Source organism: Pseudomonas sp. MT3, from assembly GCF_054720805.1.
The window spans coordinates 1-21,111 of record NZ_JBTVPY010000027.1 but is presented as its reverse complement, the minus strand read 5'-3'; the positions used below and the strand labels follow the sequence as shown (position 1 = coordinate 21,111).

Below are 21,111 nucleotides of genomic sequence, written 5' to 3'. Positions count from 1 at the left end.
GGGCGACTCCGGCACGTCAGCGCTCGCCCTTCCCCAGCCGGCGCAAGTGGCAGGTCACTTCCTCGCGGTCGTGGTAGAGCTGCTTGCAGCCGACCTGCACCTTCAGGCCACGCTCGCGGAAGGCTTCCCGCAGGCGGTCGAGGATACGCCGCACCTCGGCGTAGCGCTGCTTCATCGGTAGCTTGAGGTTGACGATGGCCTCGCGGCACAGCCCTTCGCCGATCCAGGTTTCCATCATGGCCCCGGTGCGCGCGGGCTTCTCGACGATGTCGCAAACCATCCAGTCCATGTGCTGGCGCGGACGATAGGCGTAGCCATCGACACGCTGGTGCTCGACCAGCCCGGAGTACATCAGGTTCTCCGCCATCGGCCCATTGTCCACGGCGACGACACGCATTTCGCGGTTCACCAGCTGCCAGGTCCAGCCGCCGGGAGAGGCGCCCAGGTCCACCGCGAGCATGTCCGGCGCCAGGCGGCGGTCCCAGTCGGCGCGCGGAATGAAGTGGTGCCAGGCTTCTTCCAGCTTCAGCGTCGAACGGCTGGGCGCCTCGCGGGGGAATTTCAGGCGCGGGATGCCCATCGGCCACATGGCGCAGTTACGCGACTCGGCCAGGCCGACGAACGCCTCGCGGCCGGAGCGGAAGGTCAGCAGCAGGCGTGGCAGGCTGGGGTCGTCCAGCAGCCTGCCGGCCTTCACCAGGGCGGCGCGCAGGGGCTTCTCGAACTTGCGGCAGAAGGTCGAGAGCGCCTTGCCATCGTTGGTGTCGAACACCTCCAGCCAGAGGCTGCCGCACTGGGGAACGCCGGCGAGCGCCTCGAGGATCGCGCCGATGCGGTCCTGCTCCGGCAACACTGTGAAACCGACGCCACGCGCCCACTGGCGCGGGAAGATCAGCTCGGAGAAGCGCAGTTGGTACATCAGGCGCTCGGCGCCATCGGCGTCCTGGCAGACGAACTCGGCATAGGCGGCGGACGGCCTGGCCCGCGCGTAACCGGGGATTCCCAGGCGCGCGGCGTGCTCGGACAGCTCGGCGCAGACCTCGCTCTCGAAGCCCGGACGACAATGCAGTAACAGGGTATTCATCGGGGTGTCTCCTCGGTCGCGCACTATAAGAGCCTGTTCGTGAAGGTTTCATTCAGATTCGCGGGTATTCTCCGACCATGACCTGCATTTGGCAGGAACCCCTGAACCGGGCGGCCGGTCCAGAACAGATGACAAGACCCTGCACGGCGGTCTAGCTTGAGTGTTCCGGTGCACCGCCGCCGACCGGCGCCGGTGATCACCCCGCATGGCGAAGATCGACGCCAATCGTGATTTTTATGCGATGGATCAGGGCATTTTGCCCGCCCTTCGCCCAGTATCGGCCATACGCTGCCGATCCAAGCCTGAGGAGAAAGTCATGCCCGCAGTGGATAGCCTGAACAGCCTGCGTACCCTGGAGGTCGCCGGCAAGACCTATCACTACTACAGCCTGCCCGAAGCGGCGAAGAGTCTCGGAGACCTGGGCAAGCTACCGATGTCCCTGAAAGTCCTGCTGGAAAACCTGCTGCGCTGGGAGGACGACAACACCGTCACCGGCGACGACCTGAAGGCGCTGGCCGGCTGGCTGAAGACCCGCAGCTCCGAGCGCGAGATCCAGTACCGTCCGGCGCGGGTGCTGATGCAGGACTTCACCGGCGTGCCGGCGGTGGTCGACCTCGCCGCCATGCGCGATGCAATGGCCAAGGCCGGGGGCGATCCGCAGAAGATCAACCCGCTGTCCCCGGTCGACCTGGTCATCGACCACTCGGTGATGGTCGACAAGTTCGCCAGTCAGGCCGCCTTCGCCCAGAACGTCGAAATCGAGATGCAGCGCAACGGTGAGCGCTACGCCTTCCTGCGCTGGGGGCAGAACGCCTTCGACAACTTCCGCGTGGTACCGCCGGGCACCGGCATCTGCCACCAGGTCAACCTGGAATACCTGGGGCGCACCGTGTGGACCAGGGACGAGGACGGCCGCACCTACGCCTTCCCCGACACCCTGGTCGGAACCGATTCGCACACCACCATGATCAATGGCCTCGGCGTGCTCGGCTGGGGCGTGGGCGGCATCGAGGCGGAAGCGGCCATGCTCGGCCAGCCGGTGTCGATGCTGATTCCCGAGGTGATCGGCTTCAAGCTCACCGGCAAGCTGAAGGAAGGCATCACCGCCACCGACCTGGTGCTGACGGTCACCCAGATGCTGCGCAAGAAAGGCGTCGTCGGAAAATTCGTCGAGTTCTACGGCGACGGCCTCGCCGACCTGCCGTTGGCCGACCGCGCCACCATCGCCAACATGGCCCCGGAATACGGCGCCACCTGTGGCTTCTTCCCGGTGGACGAGATCACCCTGGGCTACCTGCGCCTGTCCGGCCGCCCGGAAGACGCCGTCAAGCTGGTGGAGACCTACTGCAAGACCCAGGGCCTGTGGCGCGAACAAGGCCATGAGCCGGTGTTCACCGACACCCTGCAACTGGACATGGGCGACGTCGAAGCCAGTCTCGCCGGCCCCAAGCGCCCGCAGGACCGCGTGGCCCTCGGCCACGTCAGCCAGGCCTTCGACGACTTCCTCGGCCTGCAGATCAGACCCTCCTCCACCGAGGAAGGCCGGCTACTCAGCGAAGGCGGTGGTGGCGCTGCCGTAGGCGCCTCGACGCCATCCGGCGAGATCGACTACCAGCAGGACGGCCACACCTACCGGCTGAAGAACGGCGCCGTGGCGATTGCCGCCATCACCTCCTGCACCAACACCTCCAACCCCAGCGTGATGATGGCCGCCGGCCTGCTGGCGAAGAAGGCGCTGGAGAAGGGCCTGCAGCGCAAACCCTGGGTGAAGAGCTCGCTGGCGCCCGGCTCCAAGGTGGTCACCGACTACTTCCGCGCCGCCGGCCTGACCCGCTACCTGGACGAACTGGGCTTCGACCTGGTGGGCTACGGCTGCACCACCTGCATCGGCAACTCCGGCCCGCTGCTGGAGCCCATCGAGAAGGCCATCCAGCAGGCCGACCTGACCGTCGCCTCGGTCCTCTCCGGCAACCGCAACTTCGAGGGCCGCGTGCACCCGCTGGTAAAAACCAACTGGCTGGCCTCGCCGCCGCTGGTGGTGGCCTATGCCCTGGCCGGCACCGTACGCACCGACCTGACGAAAGACCCGCTGGGCTCCGGCAAGGACGGCCAGCCGGTCTATCTGAAGGACATCTGGCCGACCCAGCAGGAAATCGCCGAGGCGATCCAGAAAGTGGACACCGCGATGTTCCACAAGGAATACGCCGAAGTCTTCCAGGGCGACGAGAAATGGCGCGCGATCCAGGTACCGGACGCCAAGACCTACACCTGGCAGGACGACTCCACCTACATCCAGCATCCACCCTTCTTCGAGCACATCGCCGAAGCGCCACCGAAAGTCGAGGATATCCAGAACGCCCGTATCCTCGCGGTGCTGGGCGACTCGGTGACCACCGACCACATCTCCCCCGCCGGCAACATCAAGAAGGACAGCCCCGCCGGCCGCTACCTCAGTGAGCACGGCGTGGCCTACGCCGATTTCAACTCCTACGGCTCACGCCGTGGGAACCATGAGGTGATGATGCGCGGCACCTTCGCCAACATCCGCATCAAGAACGAGATGCTCGGCGGCGAGGAAGGCGGCAACACCCTCCATGTACCCAGCGGCGACAAGCTGGCGATCTATGACGCGGCCATGCGCTACCAGCAGGACGGCACGCCGCTGGTGATCATCGCCGGCAAGGAATACGGCACCGGCTCCTCCCGCGACTGGGCGGCCAAGGGCACCAACCTGCTGGGCGTGAAGGCGGTGGTCGCCGAGAGCTTCGAGCGCATCCACCGCTCCAACCTGGTGGGCATGGGCGTTCTGCCGTTGCAGTTCAAGGACGGCCAGGATCGCAAGACCCTGAAGCTGACCGGCAAGGAAATGCTGAGCATCAGCGGACTGTCCGGTGAACTGAAGCCGCACATGAGCCTCAGGATCGGGGTGACGCGCGAGGACGGCAGCCAGGACAGCTTCGAGGTGCTCTGCCGCATCGATACCCAGAACGAAGTCGAGTACTTCAAGGCCGGCGGCATCCTCCACTACGTGCTGCGCAGCCTGATCTGAGTCACCGGCGGCGGCCCGCAACGGGCCGCCGCACCACGGCTGCAAAGCCAGGCACTATCCTGGCGCCACTGTCCCGACTTCTTTCCGTCACAACCATCGACCTGGCACCCCAGCAGCCGATAACCCAACCCACCGATTCGCTTCCACCGTGGACGTCCGGACATGCGCAACAACCAGTCGATCACCCAGCGTACGGCCCTGCTCAGCGAAGAGCTGACCCAGACCGCGCACCGCCAGTACTCGCGGGTGGTGCGGTTCAACCGCCGAGATGAGAGACACAAGAAAAAGCCCGTCCTTGAGACGTAATGCTGTTCACTTAAGACAAACGCCGCGACTCCTTCGCCAGGATCGCGGCGTTTCTTTGCTCCGCAGGTCGCTTCAAGCGGAGATTTTGAATGGGTTGTTCCCTCTGTGGCTCTGAAAAAGGAACAAAAAACCGATACCAGAGCACCTGGTATCGGTTTATCGGAGCTCGCGATTGTCCACTAAATGCTTAAGTGAACAGCATTACGTCCTTGAGACGGGCTTTTCATTCAGGCGGGCAAATTCCGCAGAAATTCGGCAACGCGCTCCGCCGTTGCCTTCAGATGTTGCTCATGGGTCAGGCCGGAGGCTTTCAGCGGCTTCAGATCGTGGTCGGCAGCCGCCAGCCAATGCAACCGGATAGCCGGTGACAGGGCGTAGCCGGACACCGTCGGGCGATCGCCCAGCGCGTCGCGTTCGCCCTGGATGATCAGGGTCGGCGTCTCCAGCTCGGCCAGGTGCGCCACGCGCGGCTTCTCCGGCTTGCCGACGGCGTAGAACGGGTAGCCCAGGCAGACCAACGCATCGGCATCCAGTTCGTCCGCCAGCAGGCTGGCCATGCGCCCGCCCATGGACTTGCCGCCGATGGCCAGCTTGCCCGGAATCTCGGCGCGAAGCTGCGCGTAGACCTGCCGCCAACACTCCAGCAATTGCTTCTGCGGGTTCGGCGGGCGGCGCTTTCCGTCCTCACGGCGCATAGCCATATAGGGGAACTCGAAGCGCACTACCGAGATACCTCTTTCGGCCAAGCGTGCGGCAATGTCGTCCATGAACGGACTGTCCATCGGCGCACCCGCTCCGTGCGCCAGAACCAGCGTCGCTGACCGTTCGCAGCGTGTCCGGTTCCATAGCAGCGACAAAGGACCGCAGGCGCTCGCGACAGGGGTCTCAAGTGGAAATTGATCCGAATCAATATTCCAAGAGGTGCCTTTATCCATCCTTCACTCCGCTAATTTCGAAATTAGTACCTATCCCAAGGGGGAGGGGCGGCATACGCCGTAAGCCGTAAAAAACCTTGCCGGGATGGGCATAGCCCATAACCGTGGATGGAAGCCCATAAATGAGCACAACCAATCAGACCGCTTATAACTACAAGGTGGTCCGCCAGTTCGCCATTATGACAGTGGTGTGGGGGATCGTCGGCATGGCCGTCGGTGTCCTGATCGCTGCTCAATTGGTGTGGCCGGACCTTAACCTCGGTTTACCGTGGACGAGCTTCGGGCGCCTGCGTCCGCTGCATACCAATGCGGTGATCTTCGCCTTCGGCGGCTCCGCACTGTTCGCCACCAGCTACTACTCGGTGCAGCGGACCTGCCAGACCCGTCTTTTCTCCGACACGCTCGCTTCCTTCACCTTCTGGGGTTGGCAGTTGGTGATCCTGTGCGCCGCCATCACGCTGCCGCTGGGCATGACCTCCTCCAAGGAGTACGCCGAGCTGGAATGGCCGATCGACATCCTGATTACCATCGTCTGGGTCTCCTACGCCATCGTCTTCTTCGGCACGCTGATGAAGCGCAAGACCAAGCACATCTACGTGGGCAACTGGTTCTTCGGTGGCTTCATCCTGACCGTGGCGATCCTGCACGTGGTCAACAACATGGAGATCCCGGTCAGCCTGACCAAGTCCTACTCGCTGTACTCGGGCGCCACCGACGCGATGATCCAGTGGTGGTACGGCCACAACGCCGTGGGCTTCTTCCTGACCGCCGGCTTCCTGGGGATGATGTACTACTTCGTACCCAAGCAGGCCGAGCGTCCGGTCTACTCCTACCGCCTGTCGATCGTGCACTTCTGGGCGCTGATCGCCGTCTACATCTGGGCCGGTCCGCACCACCTGCACTACACCGCGCTGCCGGATTGGGCCCAGTCTCTGGGCATGGTGATGTCCCTGATCCTGCTGGCTCCGAGCTGGGGCGGCATGATCAACGGCATGATGACCCTCTCCGGCGCCTGGCATAAGCTGCGCACCGACCCGATCCTGCGCTTCCTGGTGGTATCCCTGGCCTTCTACGGCATGTCCACCTTCGAAGGCCCGATGATGGCGATCAAGACCGTCAACGCCCTCTCCCACTACACCGACTGGACCATCGGCCACGTACACGCCGGCGCTCTGGGCTGGGTGGCAATGGTCTCCATCGGCTCCCTGTACCACATGATCCCGAAGGTCTTCGGTCGCGAGCAGATGCACAGCGTGGGCCTGATCAACACCCACTTCTGGCTGGCCACCATCGGCACCGTGCTGTACATCGCCTCCATGTGGGTCAACGGCATCACCCAGGGCCTGATGTGGCGTGCAGTGAACTCCGACGGCACCCTCACCTACTCCTTCGTCGAAGCCCTGGCCGCCGGCCACCCCGGCTTCATCGTGCGGATGATCGGTGGTGCCATCTTCCTGCTGGGCATGCTGGTCATGGCCTACAACGTCTGGCGCACCGTCGCTGCCGCCAAGCCGGCTGAAATGCAAGCCGCGGCGCAGATGGCCTGAGGAGACCGACATGAAACACGAAGTACTCGAGAAAAACGTCGGCCTGCTGGCCCTGTGCATGGCCGTCGCCGTCAGCATCGGCGGCCTGACCCAGATCGTTCCGCTGTTCTTCCAGGACGTCACCAACACCCCGGTGGAAGGCATGAAGCCCTACACCGCGCTGCAACTGGAAGGCCGTGACGTGTACATCCGCGAGGGCTGCGTAGGCTGCCACTCGCAGATGATCCGTCCGTTCCGCGCCGAGACCGAGCGCTACGGCCACTACTCCGTCGCCGGCGAAAGCGTCTGGGACCACCCGTTCCTGTGGGGCTCCAAGCGTACCGGCCCGGACCTGGCCCGCGTCGGCGGCCGCTACTCGGACGACTGGCACCGCGCGCACCTCTACAACCCGCGCAACGTGGTGCCGGAATCGAAGATGCCCGCCTACCCCTGGCTGGTCGAGAACAAACTCGACGGCAAGGACACGGCGAAGAAACTGGAAGTGATGCGTGTCATGGGCGTGCCCTACACGGACGACGACATCGCTGGCGCCAGCGACGCTGTCAAAGGCAAGACCGAAATGGACGCGGTGGTCGCGTACCTGCAGGTCCTCGGCACCTCCATCAAGAACAAGCGGTGACAGCATGGATATCGGGACCATTCGCGGCCTCGGCACCGTCATCGTGATGGCGGCCTTCGTCGGCGTACTGCTCTGGGCTTACGGCGGCAAACGCAAGGAGCGCTTCGACGAAGACGCCCTGCTGCCCTTCGCGGATGACCCGGTGGCCAAGCGGCACGCTGAGAAAGAGCAAGCTTCTAGGAGCAACAACGCATGACTACCTTCTGGAGTCTGTACATCACCGTTCTAACAGTCGGCTCGCTGATCGCCCTGCTGTGGCTGGTATTCGCCACCCGCAGCGGACAGTCCTCGAACACCACCGACCAGACCATGGGCCACGCCTTCGACGGCATCGAGGAGTACGACAACCCGCTGCCCAAGTGGTGGTTCCTGCTGTTCGTCGGCACCATCGTGTTCGCCGCCGGCTACCTGGTCCTCTACCCGGGCCTGGGCACCTGGAAAGGCATCCTGCCGGGCTACGACGGCGGCTGGACCCAGGACAAGCAATGGGAGCGCGAAGAAGCACTGGCCAAAGAGAAATATGGCCCGATCTTCGCCAAATACGCCGCCATGCCCGTGGAAGAAGTCGCGAAAGATCCGCAAGCCATGAAAATGGGCGAGCGCCTCTTCGCCACCTACTGCTCCATCTGCCACGGTTCCGACGCCAAGGGCGCTGTCGGCTTCCCGAACCTCACCGACAGTGACTGGCGCTGGGGCGGCGATGCCAAGAGCATCGAAGCCACCATCCTCGGTGGACGTCACGCCGCCATGCCGGCCTGGGGTGACGTGCTGGGCGACAAGGGCGTGCAGGACGTAGCCGCCTTCGTCACCGCCAAACTGGACGGCCGCAAGCTGCCCGAGGGCGTGACCGCGGACAACGTCGACAACGGCAGCAATCTGTTCGCCACCACCTGCGTCGCCTGCCACGGTCCGGAAGGCAAGGGCAACCCGCTGATGGGCGCCCCCGACCTGACTCATCCGGGCGCCTTCATCTACGGCTCCAGCTACGCGCAACTGCAGCAAACCATCCGTCACGGCCGCCAGGGCCAGATGCCGGCGCAGGAACAGTACCTGGGCAAGGACAAGGTGCACATCCTCGCCGCCTACATCTACAACATCTCCGGTCAGGCGAAGTAATTTCCCCTCCCCCACTCGCGCCCGTCATCGGGCGCGAGTTTTCCCGCCTCTAGCGACGAAGTGTCGCACCCTCCCCATCCCCTTTCTTCACACCCTCAGCGTTCGCGTCTAAGCTGGTTTCCATTCGCAAACCTGCAATATGACTAACCTGACCCACGCCCCAGGTTGCTACGAGCGACTCGAAACGAGCGGCGAACAACGGCCGAAAGCGCTCTGAAGCAGGCATCGAACCGGCCTTGGGCCCAGGCCCGGCGCGTTGCATTGCCTATCTGCTTTCTCCATACTTGCCGCCGTTTTTTTGTCCATAAATACTCAAAAACCGTGGAACCTTAGAATGAGCACAGCAATCAGTCCGACTGCTTATAACTATAAGGTCATCCGCCAGTTCGCCATCATGACGGTGGTCTGGGGGATACTTGGAATGGGGCTCGGTGTTTACATCGCCTCACAGTTGGTTTGGCCCCAACTGAACCTGGACCTTCCCTGGACCAGTTTCGGGCGCCTGCGTCCGCTGCACACCAACCTGGTGATCTTCGCCTTCGGCGGCTGTGCTCTGTTCGCCACCTCCTACTACGTCGTACAGCGCACCTGTCAGACTCGCCTGATTTCTGACAGCCTCGCCGCCTTCACCTTCTGGGGTTGGCAAGCCGTGATCGTGCTGGCCGCCATCACCCTGCCGCTGGGCTACACCTCCTCCAAGGAGTACGCCGAACTGGAATGGCCGGTCGATATCCTGCTGGCCATCGTCTGGGTCACCTATGCCGTGGTGTTCTTCGGCACCATCGTCAAGCGCAAGACCAAGCACATCTACGTGGGCAACTGGTTCTACGGCGGCTTCATCCTGGTGACCGCGATGCTGCACATCGTCAATAGCGCGGAAATCCCGGTAACAGCCTTCAAGTCCTACTCGATCTACGCCGGTGCCACCGACGCGATGATCCAGTGGTGGTATGGCCACAACGCCGTGGGCTTCTTCCTCACCACCGGCTTCCTGGGGATGATGTACTACTTCGTGCCGAAACAGGCCGAGCGTCCGATCTACTCCTATCGCCTGTCCATCGTGCACTTCTGGGCGCTGATTACCCTGTACATCTGGGCCGGCCCGCACCACCTGCACTACACCGCGCTGCCGGACTGGGCCCAGTCGCTGGGCATGGTGATGTCCCTGATCCTGCTGGCTCCGAGCTGGGGTGGCATGATCAACGGCATGATGACCCTCTCCGGCGCCTGGCATAAGCTGCGCACCGACCCGATCCTGCGCTTCCTGGTGGTGTCCCTGGCCTTCTACGGCATGTCCACCTTCGAAGGCCCGATGATGGCGATCAAGACCGTCAACTCCCTGTCGCACTACACCGACTGGACCATCGGCCACGTACACGCCGGCGCTCTGGGCTGGGTTGCGATGATTTCCATCGGCTCCCTGTACCACCTGATTCCGAAGGTCTTCGGTCGCGAACAGATGCACAGCGTCGGCCTGATCAACGCGCACTTCTGGCTGGCCACCATCGGTACCGTGCTGTACATCGCCTCCATGTGGGTCAACGGAATCACCCAGGGTCTGATGTGGCGCGCAGTCAACGCCGACGGCACCCTCACCTACTCCTTCGTGGAAGCCCTGCAGGCCAGCCACCCGGGCTTCATGGTCCGTGCGCTGGGCGGTGCCTTCTTCGCCACCGGCATGCTGCTGATGGCCTACAACACCTTCCGTACCGTACGCGGTTACAAGCAGGCTGAAGCCGATGCCGCCGCTCAGATTCCCGCTGTAGGAGCCCACTGATGAAGCACGAAGCAGTCGAGAAGAACATCGGCCTGCTGGCCTTCTTCATGGTCATCGCCGTGAGCATCGGTGGTCTGACCCAGATCGTCCCGCTGTTCTTCCAGGACGTCACCAACAAGCCGGTCGAAGGCATGAAGCCACGCACCGCGCTCGAGCTCGAAGGCCGTGACATCTACATCCGCGAAGGCTGCGTAGGCTGCCACTCGCAGATGGTGCGTCCGTTCCGCGCCGAAACCGAGCGCTACGGCCACTACTCCGTCGCCGGCGAGAGCGTCTGGGACCACCCGTTCCTGTGGGGTTCCAAGCGTACCGGTCCGGACCTGGCCCGTGTCGGCGGCCGCTACTCCGACGATTGGCACCGCGCGCACCTGTACAACCCGCGCAACGTAGTGCCTGAGTCGAAGATGCCGTCCTACCCGTGGCTGGTCGAGAACAAGCTCGATGGCAAGGACACGGCGAAGAAGATGGAAGCCCTGCGTACGCTGGGCGTGCCCTACACCGACGAAGACATCGCCGGTGCACGTGATGCCGTCAAAGGCAAGACCGAGATGGATGCTGTCGTCGCCTACCTGCAAGGCCTCGGCACCATCATCAAGAGCAAACGGTGACGGTGATGGATATCGGGACGATTCGCGGTGTCGGCACCGTAGTAGTGATGGTCGCCTTTATCGGCGTACTGCTCTGGGCCTACAGCGGCAAGCGCAAGGAGCGTTTCGACGAAGACGCCCTGTTGCCCTTCGCGGACGACCCGGTCGCCAAAAAGCACGTCGAGCAAGAGCAAGCTTCTAGGAGCAACAAAGAATGACAACCTTCTGGAGTCTGTACGTCACCGTACTTACCCTGGGCACCATCTTCGCCCTGGCGTGGCTGCTGTTCGCTACCCGCCGCGGCCAGCGCAGCGAAGCCACCGACGAAACCGTCGGCCATGCCTTCGACGGTATCGAGGAATACGACAACCCGCTGCCGAAGTGGTGGTTCATGCTGTTCGTGGCCACCTTCGTCTTCGCCCTCGCCTACCTGGTGCTCTACCCGGGCCTGGGCAACTGGAAAGGCCTGCTGCCTGGCTACCAGGACAAGGCCGAGTTCGCCAACGGCGAACAAGGCTGGACCGGTGTGCACCAATGGGAAAAGGAAATGGCCAAGGCGGACGAGAAGTACGGTCCGATCTACGCCAAGTTCGGCACCATGCCGATCGAGGACGTGGCCAAGGACGAGCAAGCCCTGAAAATGGGTAACCGCCTGTTCGCCTCCAACTGCTCGGTCTGCCACGGCTCCGACGCCAAGGGCGCCCACGGCTTCCCGAACCTGACCGACACCGATTGGCGCTGGGGCGGCGAGCCGAAAGACATCATCGCCACCATCGAAGGCGGTCGCCACGCGGCCATGCCGGCCTGGGGCGAAGTCATCGGCGACGCTGGCGTTCACGACGTGGCCGCCTTCATCACCACCAAGCTGGACGGCCGCAAGCTGCCCGAAGGCGTGACTGACGAGCAGGTTGCCAGCGGTCAGAAGATCTTCCAGACCAACTGTGTGGCGTGCCACGGCCCGGAAGGCAAAGGTACCGCCGCGATGGGCGCACCGGACCTGACTCACCCGGCCGCCTTCATCTACGGCTCGAGCTTCGCTCAGTTGCAGCAAACCATCCGCTACGGCCGCCAAGGCCAGATGCCGGCTCAGCTGGAACGTCTGGGCAAGGACCAGGTCCACCTGCTGGCAGCCTACGTGTACAGCCTGTCTCATGGTGAAGGTGAGAAGAGCGCCGAATAAGCCTCTGCCCTCCTACTCCAAAAGCGACCCCCAGCGGCGCCGGTTCCTACACCGGCGCCGCTCTATTTCTGGGTCCATAATTCCTTGCGCGACCAACTGTCGCACCTTTGGAGCGCCCTCCACGCCGTATCATTGTTAGGCGTGCAAGCATATCTCTGACCCTGCTCGGCATGTATCGACAGGGCGCCCTCCCGCTGCCGTGGAATACACTGATGAGCAAACAGATTCCCGTCCAAGACGTCACCCCGCCCGCCAAGGGCAAGGGTGAAAACGTCGATCTTTATGCCTCTCGGGAAAAAATCTATACCCGAGCCTTCACCGGATTCTTCCGAAAACTCCGAATGGCCGGAGGCGCTTTCCTGTTCCTCCTCTACTTCGGCACCGTATGGCTGACCTGGAACGGTCGCCAGGCAGTGCTCTGGGACCTGCCCGAGCGCAAGTTCTACATCTTCGGCGCGACCTTCTGGCCGCAGGACTTCATCCTGCTGTCCGGCTTACTGATCATCAGCGCCTTCGGCCTGTTCTTCATCACCGTATTCGCCGGTCGGGTCTGGTGCGGCTACACCTGCCCGCAAAGCGTGTGGACCTGGATCTTCATGTGGTGCGAGAAAGTCACCGAAGGCGACCGCAACCAGCGCATGAAGCTCGACAAGGCGCCCATGAGCGGCAACAAGCTGCTGCGCAAGATCGCCAAGCACAGTCTCTGGCTGCTGATCGGCCTGGTCACCGGCCTGACGTTCGTCGGCTACTTCGCGCCCATCCGCGAACTGCTGACCGACATGGTCACCGGCCAGGCCGATGGCTGGGCCTATTTCTGGGTCGGCTTCTTCACCCTCGCCACCTACGGCAACGCCGGCTGGCTGCGCGAACAGGTGTGCATCTATATGTGCCCCTACGCCCGCTTCCAGAGCGTGATGTTCGACAAGGACACCCTGATCGTCTCCTACGATCCCCGTCGCGGCGAGACGCGCGGTCCGCGCAAGAAGACCGTGGACTACAAGGCACAGGGCCTGGGCGACTGCATCGACTGCACCATGTGCGTGCAGGTCTGCCCGACCGGCATCGACATCCGCGACGGCCTGCAGATCGAGTGCATCGGCTGCGCCGCCTGCATCGACGCCTGTGACAGCATCATGGACAAGATGAACTATCCGCGCGGGCTGATCAGCTACACCACCGAGCACAACCTGTCCGGCCAGAAAACCCACCTGGTGCGCCCGCGCCTGATTGGCTATGCCATCGCCCTGTGCATCATGATCGGCCTGCTGATCACCGCCATCGCCATCCGCCCGCTGGTAGGCTTCGACGTCAGCAAGGACCGCGTGCTCTACCGCGAGAACGCCGAAGGCCGCATCGAGAACGTGTACAGCCTGAAGATCATGAACAAGGATCAGCAGGACCACACCTACGTACTCGGCGCCAAGGGCCTGGACGGCCTGATCCTGGAAGGCAAGAAGGAAATTTCGGTGGCCGCCGGCGATATCATCAGCATGCCGGTGGAACTCTCCATCGACCCGGAGAAGCTGCCCTCCACCACCAACGAAATCAGCTTCACCATCCAGTCGGTGGACAACCCGTCCATCAGCAAGGAATCCTCCAGCCGCTTCATCGGTCCGCGCGTTCGTTGAACCCCGGCTGAACGAATTGGCACCCCATGTTGCGCATGGGGTGCCAGTGCCGATCGAAGTACGTAGAATCCGCCCGCCCCGTCAACGGGTAGACCGCGTCAGCGCGGGCCATTCCAGCGAGAGAAAAAGACAATGCAAACGGCCATGAAAACGCCCGTGCAACCCTGGTACAAGCACCTTTGGCCGTGGATCATCATCGGCATGCTGGCCACCTCGGTGTTCCTCAGCCTGGTGATGGTCAACATCGCGGTGAACAACCAGGACTCCCTGGTCAGCGACAACTACTACGAGGCCGGCAAGGGCATCAACCGTTCCCTGGACCGCGAACACCTGGCGCAGCAGCTCAAGCTGCAAGCGAAAATCAGCTTCGACGAGCTGACCGGTGAAATCGACCTGCGCCTCTCCGGCGGCAGCCACCCGGACAAACTCACCCTCAACCTGCTCTCCCCTACCCTGGAAGCCCAGGACAAGCACATCGAGCTGCTGCCCAGCCCGGTCGAGCCCGGCCGCTACACCGGCAGCCTCGACGCCGCCGTCAAGGGTCGTCGCTTCATCGAGCTGCTCGGCCAGGAAAACGGTCAGGCCTGGCGTCTGTTCGAAGAAGAGAAAGTCGCCCCCGGCGGTTCGTTCGTCCTTGGCGACGAACCCCTCAAGGGAGACGAAGCCGAGCGCCCATGAGCGCCCCGCTGCCCTGCTACCACTGCGCCCTGCCGGTTCCTCCCGGCAGCCGTTTCACGGCGCAGGTTCTTGGTGAAACCCGCGAATTTTGCTGCCCGGGCTGTCAGGCCGTGGCCGAAGCCATCGTCGCCGGCGGCCTCGAAGGCTACTACCGTCACCGCACCGAAGCGGCGCCCAATCCCGACGTACTGCCCGAGCAGCTCAGCGACGAGCTGAAGCTGTTCGACCGCCCCGACGTGCAGGAACCCTTCGTCCGCCACGAAGGCGAACTGGCGGAAACCACCCTGATCCTGGAAGGTATCAGCTGCGCCGCCTGCGGCTGGCTGATCGAGAAGCACCTCAAGGGCCTGCCCGCCATCGCCGAGGCCGGCCTCAACCTGTCCAACCACCGCCTGCACGTGCGCTGGTCCGACAGCCAGATGCCCCTGAGCGCACTGCTCGCCGAACTGCGCAAGATCGGCTACGCCGCCCATCCCTACCAGCCCGACCGTGCCGCCGAGCAATTGCACGAAGAAAACCGCCGCTCCCTGCGGCAACTGGGCGTCGCCGGCCTGCTGTGGTTCCAGGCGATGATGGCGACGATGGCCACCTGGCCGGAGTTCAACATCGATCTCAGCCCCGAGCTGCACGAAATCCTGCGCTGGGTCGCGATGTTCCTCACCACCCCGATCGTCTTCTACTCCTGCCAGCCGTTCTTCCGGGGCGCCCTGCGCGACCTGCGCACCCGCCACCTGACGATGGACGTCTCGGTTTCCCTGGCCATCGGCGGCGCCTACCTGGCCGGCATCTGGACCGCCGTCACCGGCAGCGGCGACCTGTATTTCGACGCCGTCGGCATGTTCGCGCTATTCCTGCTCACCGGCCGCTATCTGGAACGCCGCGCCCGTGAGCGGACGGCTGCAGCCACCGCACAGCTGGTCAATCTGCTGCCCGCCTCCTGCCTGCGCCTGGACGAGCGCGGCCAGAGCAGCCGCGTGCTGCTCAGCGAACTGAAGCTGGGCGACCGCGTGCTGGTGCAGCCCGGCGCGGTGATTCCCGCCGACGGCCTGATCCTCGATGGCCAGTCCAGTGTCGACGAGTCCCTGCTTACCGGCGAATACCTGCCGCAACCGCGTCAGGTCGGCGACGGTGTTACCGGCGGCACGCTGAACGTGGAAGGCCCGCTGACCGTACAAGTCAGCGCATTGGGCAGCGACAGCCGGCTCTCGGCCATCGTTCGTCTGCTGGAGCGCGCCCAATCGGACAAACCGCGCCTGGCCGAACTCGCCGACAAAGCCGCGCAGTGGTTCCTCGTCGCCCTGCTGGTGCTGGCCGCCGTGGTCGGCCTGTTCTGGTGGCAGCACGACGCCTCCCGCGCCTTCTGGGTGGTATTGGCAATGCTGGTGGCAACCTGCCCGTGCGCGCTGTCCCTGGCCACGCCGACCGCACTCACCGCCGCCACCGGCACCCTGCACAAGCTCGGCCTGCTGCTGACCCGGGGCCATGTACTGGAAGGCCTGAACCACATCGACACGGTGATCTTCGACAAGACCGGCACCCTCACCGAAGGCCGCCTGACCCTGCGCGCCGTACGCCCGCTGGCGGACCTGGACAGCGACACCTGCCTGGCCCTGGCCGCCGCGCTGGAGAACCGTTCCGAACACCCCATCGCCCGTGCCTTCGGCCGCGCGCCGCAGCCCGCCGAAGGTGTCGAAAGCCATCCCGGCCTCGGCCTGGAAGGCCAGGTTGGCGAACGCCGCCTGCGTATCGGCGAACCCTCCTTCGTCTGCACCCTGAGCCAGACCGCGGCGCCGGCGCACCCACAGGAGCCCGGCCAATGGCTGCTGCTGGGCGACGAGCGCGGCGCACTGGCCTGGCTGGTGCTGGACGACCGCATCCGCGAGGACGCCTCCGCCCTCCTCGACGCCTGCCGCGCCCGTGGCTGGCGCACCCTGTTGCTGTCCGGCGACAGCTCGCCGATGGTCGGCCGGGTTGCCGCCGAACTGGGCATCGACGACTGCCGGGGCGGCCTGCGCCCCGACGACAAACTGGACGTACTGCGCCAACTGCACCAGGACGGCCACCGCGTGCTGATGCTGGGTGACGGCGTGAACGACGTACCGGTACTGGCCGCCGCCGACATCAGCGTCGCGATGGGCTCCGCCACCGACCTGGCCAAGACCAGCGCCGACGCCGTGCTGCTGTCCAATCGACTGGACAGCCTGGTGCAGGCATTCAGCCTCGCGCGCCGCACCCGCCGGGTAATCATCGAGAACCTGGTCTGGGCGGGGTTGTACAATGGCCTCATGTTGCCCTTCGCCGCCCTCGGCTGGATCACGCCCGTGTGGGCGGCGGTAGGCATGTCGATCAGCTCGCTGACCGTGGTGCTCAATGCCCTGCGCCTGACCCGGCTGCCCAAGGGCGCCGACACCCCCTCAGCGACCACCGCCCTGTCAGCCGCCCCGCTCGCGGCCCAGGCGCTGCCACGGAGTTGAAATGCCCGCACTCTACGTCATGATCCCGATCGCCGTGCTGATCGTCGGCATCTGCATCGTGATCTTCTTCTGGGCGGTGAACAGCGGCCAGTACGACGACATGGACGGACCGGCCCACAGCATCCTGTTCGACGACGAAGATCCCAAGCACCAGGCCGGCATCGACGAGGCCGAGGGCGCCGCCACCCCGGACGAGCAGCCGCAGGACAAGCGCGATGCCTGAGCTGGCGCCGCTGCTGGCATCGGCGCTGATCCTCGGCCTGCTCGGCGGCGGCCACTGCCTGGGCATGTGCGGCGGCCTGATGGGCGCTCTGACCCTGGCGATTCCGCCGGAACAGCGCGGTCGACGCCTGCGCCTGCTGCTGGCCTACAACCTGGGGCGCATTCTCAGCTATGCCTGCGCCGGCCTTCTGCTGGGCCTCGCCGGCTGGGCCATCGCCCGCACGCCGTTCGCCTCCGCGCTGCGCGTCGCTGCAGGACTACTGCTGATCGTCATGGGTCTGTACCTGGCCGGCTGGTGGAGCGGCCTGACCCGTATCGAAGCCCTCGGCCGCGGCCTGTGGAAACACATCCAGCCCTTTGCCAGCCGCCTGCTGCCGGTCGCCACCGTCCCGCGGGCGCTGCTGCTCGGCGCCCTCTGGGGCTGGCTGCCCTGCGGCCTGGTCTACAGCACCCTGCTGTGGGCCACCAGCCAGGGTTCGGCGATCGACAGCGCACTACTGATGCTTGCCTTCGGCCTGGGCACCTGGCCGGTGCTGCTGGCCACGGGTCTTGCGGCGGAACGCGTCACGGCACTGTTGCGCAAGCGCAGCGTGCGCATGACTGGCGGCATCCTGGTGATCCTCTTCGGCCTGTGGACCCTGCCTGGACCACACCAGGCCTGGATCATGGGGCACGAGATGCACGCCGGCGCGGCCGACACCCACCATAAAGCCGCTTGATACAGGTCAACAGCCCCCCATCGGACACTCCCTAGACTGCGCGGGAAAAGCTCGCCACCGGGGACCTCGGCATGCTCGACAATATTCGCTGGGATGCAGATCTGATACGCCGCTACGATCTGTCCGGCCCGCGCTACACCTCCTATCCCACGGCCGTGCAGTTCCACGAAGGCGTCGGACCCTTCGACGTGCTGCACGCGCTGCGCGATAGCCAGAAGGCGCAGCGCCCGCTCTCGCTCTACGTGCACATCCCGTTCTGCGCCAACATCTGCTACTACTGCGCCTGCACCAAGGTCATCACCAAGGACCGCGGCCGCAGCGCCCCCTACCTCGCCCGCCTGATTCGCGAGATCGAGATCGTCAGCCGCCACCTGGGCAGCCAGCAGCAGGTCGAGCAACTGCACTTCGGCGGCGGCACCCCGACGTTCCTGAGCCCTGGACAGCTACGCGAGCTGATGAGCCAACTGCGCACGCATTTCCACCTTCTCGACGACGACTCCGGCGACTACGGCATCGAGATCGACCCGCGCGAGGCCGACTGGTCGACGATGGGCCTGCTCCGCGAGCTGGGCTTCAACCGTGTCAGCATTGGCGTACAGGACTTCAACCTGGAGGTGCAACAGGCCGTCAACCGCTTGCAGAGCCTCGACGAGACCCGCGCCATCATCGATGCCGCGCGCACCCTGCAATACCGCTCGATCAACATCGACCTGATCTACGGCCTTCCCAAGCAGACTCCCGACAGCTTCGCCCGCACCGTCGAACAGGTCATCGCCCTGCAGCCCAACCGGCTGTCGGTGTTCAACTACGCACACCTGCCGGAACGCTTCATGCCGCAGCGCCGGATCAACGTCGACGACCTGCCCTCCCCCGGCCAGAAACTGGAAATGCTCCAGCACACTACCGAGCAGTTGGAGAGCGCCGGCTACCGCTATATCGGCATGGACCACTTCGCCCTGCCGGACGACGAACTGTCAATGGCCCAGGAAGACGGCACCCTGCAACGCAACTTCCAGGGCTACACCACCCACGGCCACTGCGACCTGGTGGGCCTGGGCGTTTCGGCGATCAGCCATATCGGCGACCTCTACAGCCAGAACAGCAGCGACATCGCCGACTACCAGAGCTCGCTGGACCAGAGCCAGCTCGCGCCCCGTCGCGGCCTGCACTGCAACAAGGACGACAGCATCCGCCGCGCGGTGATCCAGCAGCTGATCTGCCATTTCCAACTGGACTTCGACGAGATCGAGGAGCTCTACAACATCGACTTCCGTGGTTACTTCAACGACATCTGGCCGGAACTCGAGCGCTTTGCCGCCGATGGGCTGATCAGCCTCAGCCAACGTGGCATCGACGTCAGCGCCTCGGGCCGGCTGCTGGTGCGCAGCATCTGCATGGCGTTCGATCGCTACCTGCCGATGCAGAACCTGCAACGCTTCTCGCGGGTCATCTGATCCACCCATGACGCGACAGACGGCCGAGACTGACTGTCGCACCATTGCAACAGGATGTGTCCCTCGCCTCCACCTCGGGGAACCGCCCTGAACCGGCCCTCTTCGGACCGTCTCGAACTGTTTCGAAGCCCTCACGGGCCCCCGCCTCCATCGCTCAAATGGCCGATTCAGAGGGGCCGGCAACTGGCGTCAGATCCTTCGACTGGGGTACCCTTGGTTTTTGTGTGCCTTCCCATTCAAGGAACTCCCAATGGCCGAAACCATCAAAGTGCGCGCCCTCCCCCAAGCACACTGCAAGGATTGCAGTCTGGCGCCCCTTTGCCTGCCCCTGTCGCTGAACACCAACGACATGGATGCCCTGGATGAAATCGTCAAACGCGGTCGGCCGCTGAAGAAAGGCGAATTTCTGTTCCGCCAGGGCGACGCCTTCGGCTCGGTCTTCGCGGTCCGTTCCGGCGCACTCAAGACCTTCAGCATCACCGACGGCGGCGAAGAGCAGATCACCGGTTTCCACCTGCCCAGTGAACTGGTCGGCCTGTCCGGCATGGACACCGAGAGCTACCCGGTATCGGCCCAGGCCCTGGAAACCACGTCGGTGTGCGAGATTCCCTTCGAACGCCTGGACGAGCTCTCCGAGCAACTGCCGCAACTGCGCCGCCAGCTGTTGCGGGTGATGAGCCGCGAAATCCGCGACGACCAGCAGATGATGATGCTGCTGTCGAAGAAGACCGCCGACGAGCGCATCGCCACCTTCCTGGTGAACCTCTCCGCACGCTTCCGCGCCCGCGGCTTCTCGGCCCAGCAGTTCCGCCTGGCCATGTCGCGCAACGAGATCGGCAACTACCTGGGCCTGGCAGTGGAAACCGTCTCCCGCGTCTTCACCCGCTTCCAGCAGAACGGCCTGATTGCCGCCGAAGGCAAGGAGGTGCACATCCTCGACTCCATCGAGCTGTGCGCACTGGCCGGTGGGCAACTGGAAAGTTAACCAATCGGTCGACTTTCCGGTCATCGAAAACGGGCTCGCCAACTGGCGGGCCCGTTATACTTCCGCCCTTGAAAACTCCGCGTCCGTCAGGTGCAAAACCAGCATGATCCTCAATCAACTCGACCTGAAATCCATGATCCGCGCCGTACCCGACTTCCCCAAGCCGGGCGTGATCTTCCGTGACATCACTCCGCTGTTCCAGTCGCCGCGGGCCCTGCGCTTCGTTGCCGACAGTTTCATCCAGCGCTATGTCGAGGCCGAGTTCACCCACATTGGCGCAATGGACGCGCGCGGCTTCCTGATCGGCTCGATCATCGCCTACGAACTGAACAAGCCGCTGGTACTGTTCCGCAAGCGCGGCAAGCTGCCGGCCGACGTGTTGGCCCAGGCCTACGAGACCGAGTACGGCGAAGCCCTGCTGGAAGTCCACGCCGACAGCCTGTGCGAAGGCGACAGCGTGTTGATCTTCGATGACCTGATCGCCACCGGCGGCACCCTGCTGGCCGCCGCGCAGCTGGTGCGCCGCATGGGTGCTAGCGTGTTCGAAGCCGCCGCGATCATCGACCTGCCGGAACTGGGCGGCTCGGCCAAACTGGCCGACGCGCAGATTCCCACCTACAGCCTGACCGCCTTCACCCTCGACGAACGCTGATCGACGCTGCTGCCTTCAGACAACGGGCGCTTCGGCGCCCGTTGTCGTTTCTACCGTAAGCGTCCAGCCAAGTCACCTTCCGAACTCCAGCATTAAGGG

At 64.2% G+C, this 21,111-nt stretch carries 20 protein-coding genes; 18 read left to right on the top strand and 2 right to left on the bottom strand.

Features of this window, described 5'->3' with window-relative positions:
- Positions 1–16: 16 nt before the first annotated feature.
- Entirely contained in the window at positions 17–1,084 is a 1,068-nt protein-coding gene (gene rlmM / locus ACYCAX_RS22755) for a 23S rRNA (cytidine(2498)-2'-O)-methyltransferase RlmM (RefSeq protein ID WP_460248891.1), read from the bottom strand.
- 316 nt (positions 1,085–1,400) lie between these two features.
- Here rlmM and acnA point away from each other — a divergent pair, with 316 nt between their 5' ends.
- Both acnA and ACYCAX_RS22745 read left to right on the top strand, forming a co-directional pair.
- Positions 1,401–4,133, top strand: coding sequence for an aconitate hydratase AcnA (gene acnA / locus ACYCAX_RS22750; RefSeq protein WP_294979390.1), 2,733 nt, complete (start codon positions 1,401–1,403; stop codon positions 4,131–4,133).
- 162 nt (positions 4,134–4,295) lie between these two features.
- Complete coding sequence (locus ACYCAX_RS22745) at positions 4,296–4,439, top strand: hypothetical protein (RefSeq protein WP_294979387.1); 144 nt, start codon at positions 4,296–4,298, stop codon at positions 4,437–4,439.
- Positions 4,440–4,666: 227 nt separating this feature from the next.
- Here the strand turns inward: ACYCAX_RS22745 and ACYCAX_RS22740 are convergent, their stop codons facing one another.
- Positions 4,667–5,374 (bottom strand): alpha/beta family hydrolase, encoded by a 708-nt coding sequence (locus ACYCAX_RS22740; RefSeq protein ID WP_367276026.1) that lies wholly within the window; start codon positions 5,372–5,374, stop codon positions 4,667–4,669.
- A 122-nt stretch (positions 5,375–5,496) separates the two neighbouring features.
- On the opposite strand from ACYCAX_RS22740, the gene ccoN (ACYCAX_RS22735) reads away from it, so the two are divergent.
- The 16 genes from ccoN (ACYCAX_RS22735) (at position 5,497) to ACYCAX_RS22660 (ending at position 21,012) form a co-directional block, all read left to right on the top strand.
- The gene (ccoN, locus tag ACYCAX_RS22735) at positions 5,497–6,921 is read left to right on the top strand and encodes a cytochrome-c oxidase, cbb3-type subunit I (protein WP_015477750.1); all 1,425 of its coding nucleotides are present in this window, start codon (positions 5,497–5,499) and stop codon (positions 6,919–6,921) included.
- A 10-nt stretch (positions 6,922–6,931) separates the two neighbouring features.
- Complete coding sequence (ccoO, locus tag ACYCAX_RS22730) at positions 6,932–7,540, top strand: cytochrome-c oxidase, cbb3-type subunit II (protein WP_015477751.1); 609 nt, start codon at positions 6,932–6,934, stop codon at positions 7,538–7,540.
- Between the two features lie 4 nt (positions 7,541–7,544).
- Positions 7,545–7,736 carry a CcoQ/FixQ family Cbb3-type cytochrome c oxidase assembly chaperone gene (locus ACYCAX_RS22725; protein WP_015477752.1) on the top strand — a complete coding sequence of 64 codons (192 nt, stop codon included), beginning with the start codon at positions 7,545–7,547 and terminating at the stop codon, positions 7,734–7,736.
- A complete protein-coding gene (gene ccoP, locus ACYCAX_RS22720) occupies positions 7,733–8,656 on the top strand; it encodes a cytochrome-c oxidase, cbb3-type subunit III (protein WP_015477753.1) in 924 nt (307 codons plus the stop codon). The genes ACYCAX_RS22725 and ccoP (ACYCAX_RS22720) overlap by 4 nt, the downstream gene beginning before the upstream one ends.
- Positions 8,657–8,990: 334 nt before the next feature.
- Entirely contained in the window at positions 8,991–10,433 is a 1,443-nt protein-coding gene (ccoN, locus tag ACYCAX_RS22715; protein WP_015477754.1) for a cytochrome-c oxidase, cbb3-type subunit I, read from the top strand.
- Positions 10,433–11,041 (top strand): cytochrome-c oxidase, cbb3-type subunit II, encoded by a 609-nt coding sequence (gene ccoO / locus ACYCAX_RS22710; protein ID WP_015477755.1) that lies wholly within the window; start codon positions 10,433–10,435, stop codon positions 11,039–11,041. The genes ccoN (ACYCAX_RS22715) and ccoO (ACYCAX_RS22710) overlap by 1 nt, the downstream gene beginning before the upstream one ends.
- 5 nt (positions 11,042–11,046) lie before the next feature.
- Complete coding sequence (locus tag ACYCAX_RS22705) at positions 11,047–11,238, top strand: CcoQ/FixQ family Cbb3-type cytochrome c oxidase assembly chaperone (RefSeq protein ID WP_015477756.1); 192 nt, start codon at positions 11,047–11,049, stop codon at positions 11,236–11,238.
- Positions 11,235–12,200: a cytochrome-c oxidase, cbb3-type subunit III gene (ccoP, locus tag ACYCAX_RS22700; RefSeq protein ID WP_015477757.1), complete on the top strand. Its 966-nt coding sequence runs from the start codon at positions 11,235–11,237 to the stop codon at positions 12,198–12,200. Before ACYCAX_RS22705 ends, ccoP (ACYCAX_RS22700) begins: the two co-directional genes overlap by 4 nt.
- A gap of 212 nt (positions 12,201–12,412) precedes the next feature.
- On the top strand, positions 12,413–13,828 hold the full coding sequence (ccoG, locus tag ACYCAX_RS22695; protein ID WP_015477758.1) for a cytochrome c oxidase accessory protein CcoG: 1,416 nt from the start codon (positions 12,413–12,415) through the stop codon (positions 13,826–13,828).
- Between the two features lie 132 nt (positions 13,829–13,960).
- The gene (locus tag ACYCAX_RS22690; RefSeq protein WP_015477759.1) at positions 13,961–14,506 is read left to right on the top strand and encodes a FixH family protein; all 546 of its coding nucleotides are present in this window, start codon (positions 13,961–13,963) and stop codon (positions 14,504–14,506) included.
- Positions 14,503–16,980, top strand: a complete 2,478-nt coding sequence (locus tag ACYCAX_RS22685) for a heavy metal translocating P-type ATPase (RefSeq protein ID WP_460248889.1) — start codon at positions 14,503–14,505, stop codon at positions 16,978–16,980. Before ACYCAX_RS22690 ends, ACYCAX_RS22685 begins: the two co-directional genes overlap by 4 nt.
- A gap of 1 nt (position 16,981) precedes the next feature.
- Positions 16,982–17,203 carry a cbb3-type cytochrome oxidase assembly protein CcoS gene (gene ccoS, locus ACYCAX_RS22680; protein ID WP_460248888.1) on the top strand — a complete coding sequence of 74 codons (222 nt, stop codon included), beginning with the start codon at positions 16,982–16,984 and terminating at the stop codon, positions 17,201–17,203.
- Positions 17,196–17,921: a sulfite exporter TauE/SafE family protein gene (locus ACYCAX_RS22675; RefSeq protein WP_015477762.1), complete on the top strand. Its 726-nt coding sequence runs from the start codon at positions 17,196–17,198 to the stop codon at positions 17,919–17,921. Before ccoS ends, ACYCAX_RS22675 begins: the two co-directional genes overlap by 8 nt.
- Before the next feature lie 71 nt (positions 17,922–17,992).
- Positions 17,993–19,375 (top strand): oxygen-independent coproporphyrinogen III oxidase, encoded by a 1,383-nt coding sequence (gene hemN, locus ACYCAX_RS22670; protein WP_015477763.1) that lies wholly within the window; start codon positions 17,993–17,995, stop codon positions 19,373–19,375.
- A gap of 250 nt (positions 19,376–19,625) precedes the next feature.
- The gene (gene anr / locus ACYCAX_RS22665) at positions 19,626–20,360 is read left to right on the top strand and encodes a transcriptional regulator Anr (RefSeq protein ID WP_015477764.1); all 735 of its coding nucleotides are present in this window, start codon (positions 19,626–19,628) and stop codon (positions 20,358–20,360) included.
- A 103-nt stretch (positions 20,361–20,463) separates the two neighbouring features.
- On the top strand, positions 20,464–21,012 hold the full coding sequence (locus tag ACYCAX_RS22660) for an adenine phosphoribosyltransferase (protein WP_015477765.1): 549 nt from the start codon (positions 20,464–20,466) through the stop codon (positions 21,010–21,012).
- Positions 21,013–21,111 lie beyond the last annotated feature (99 nt).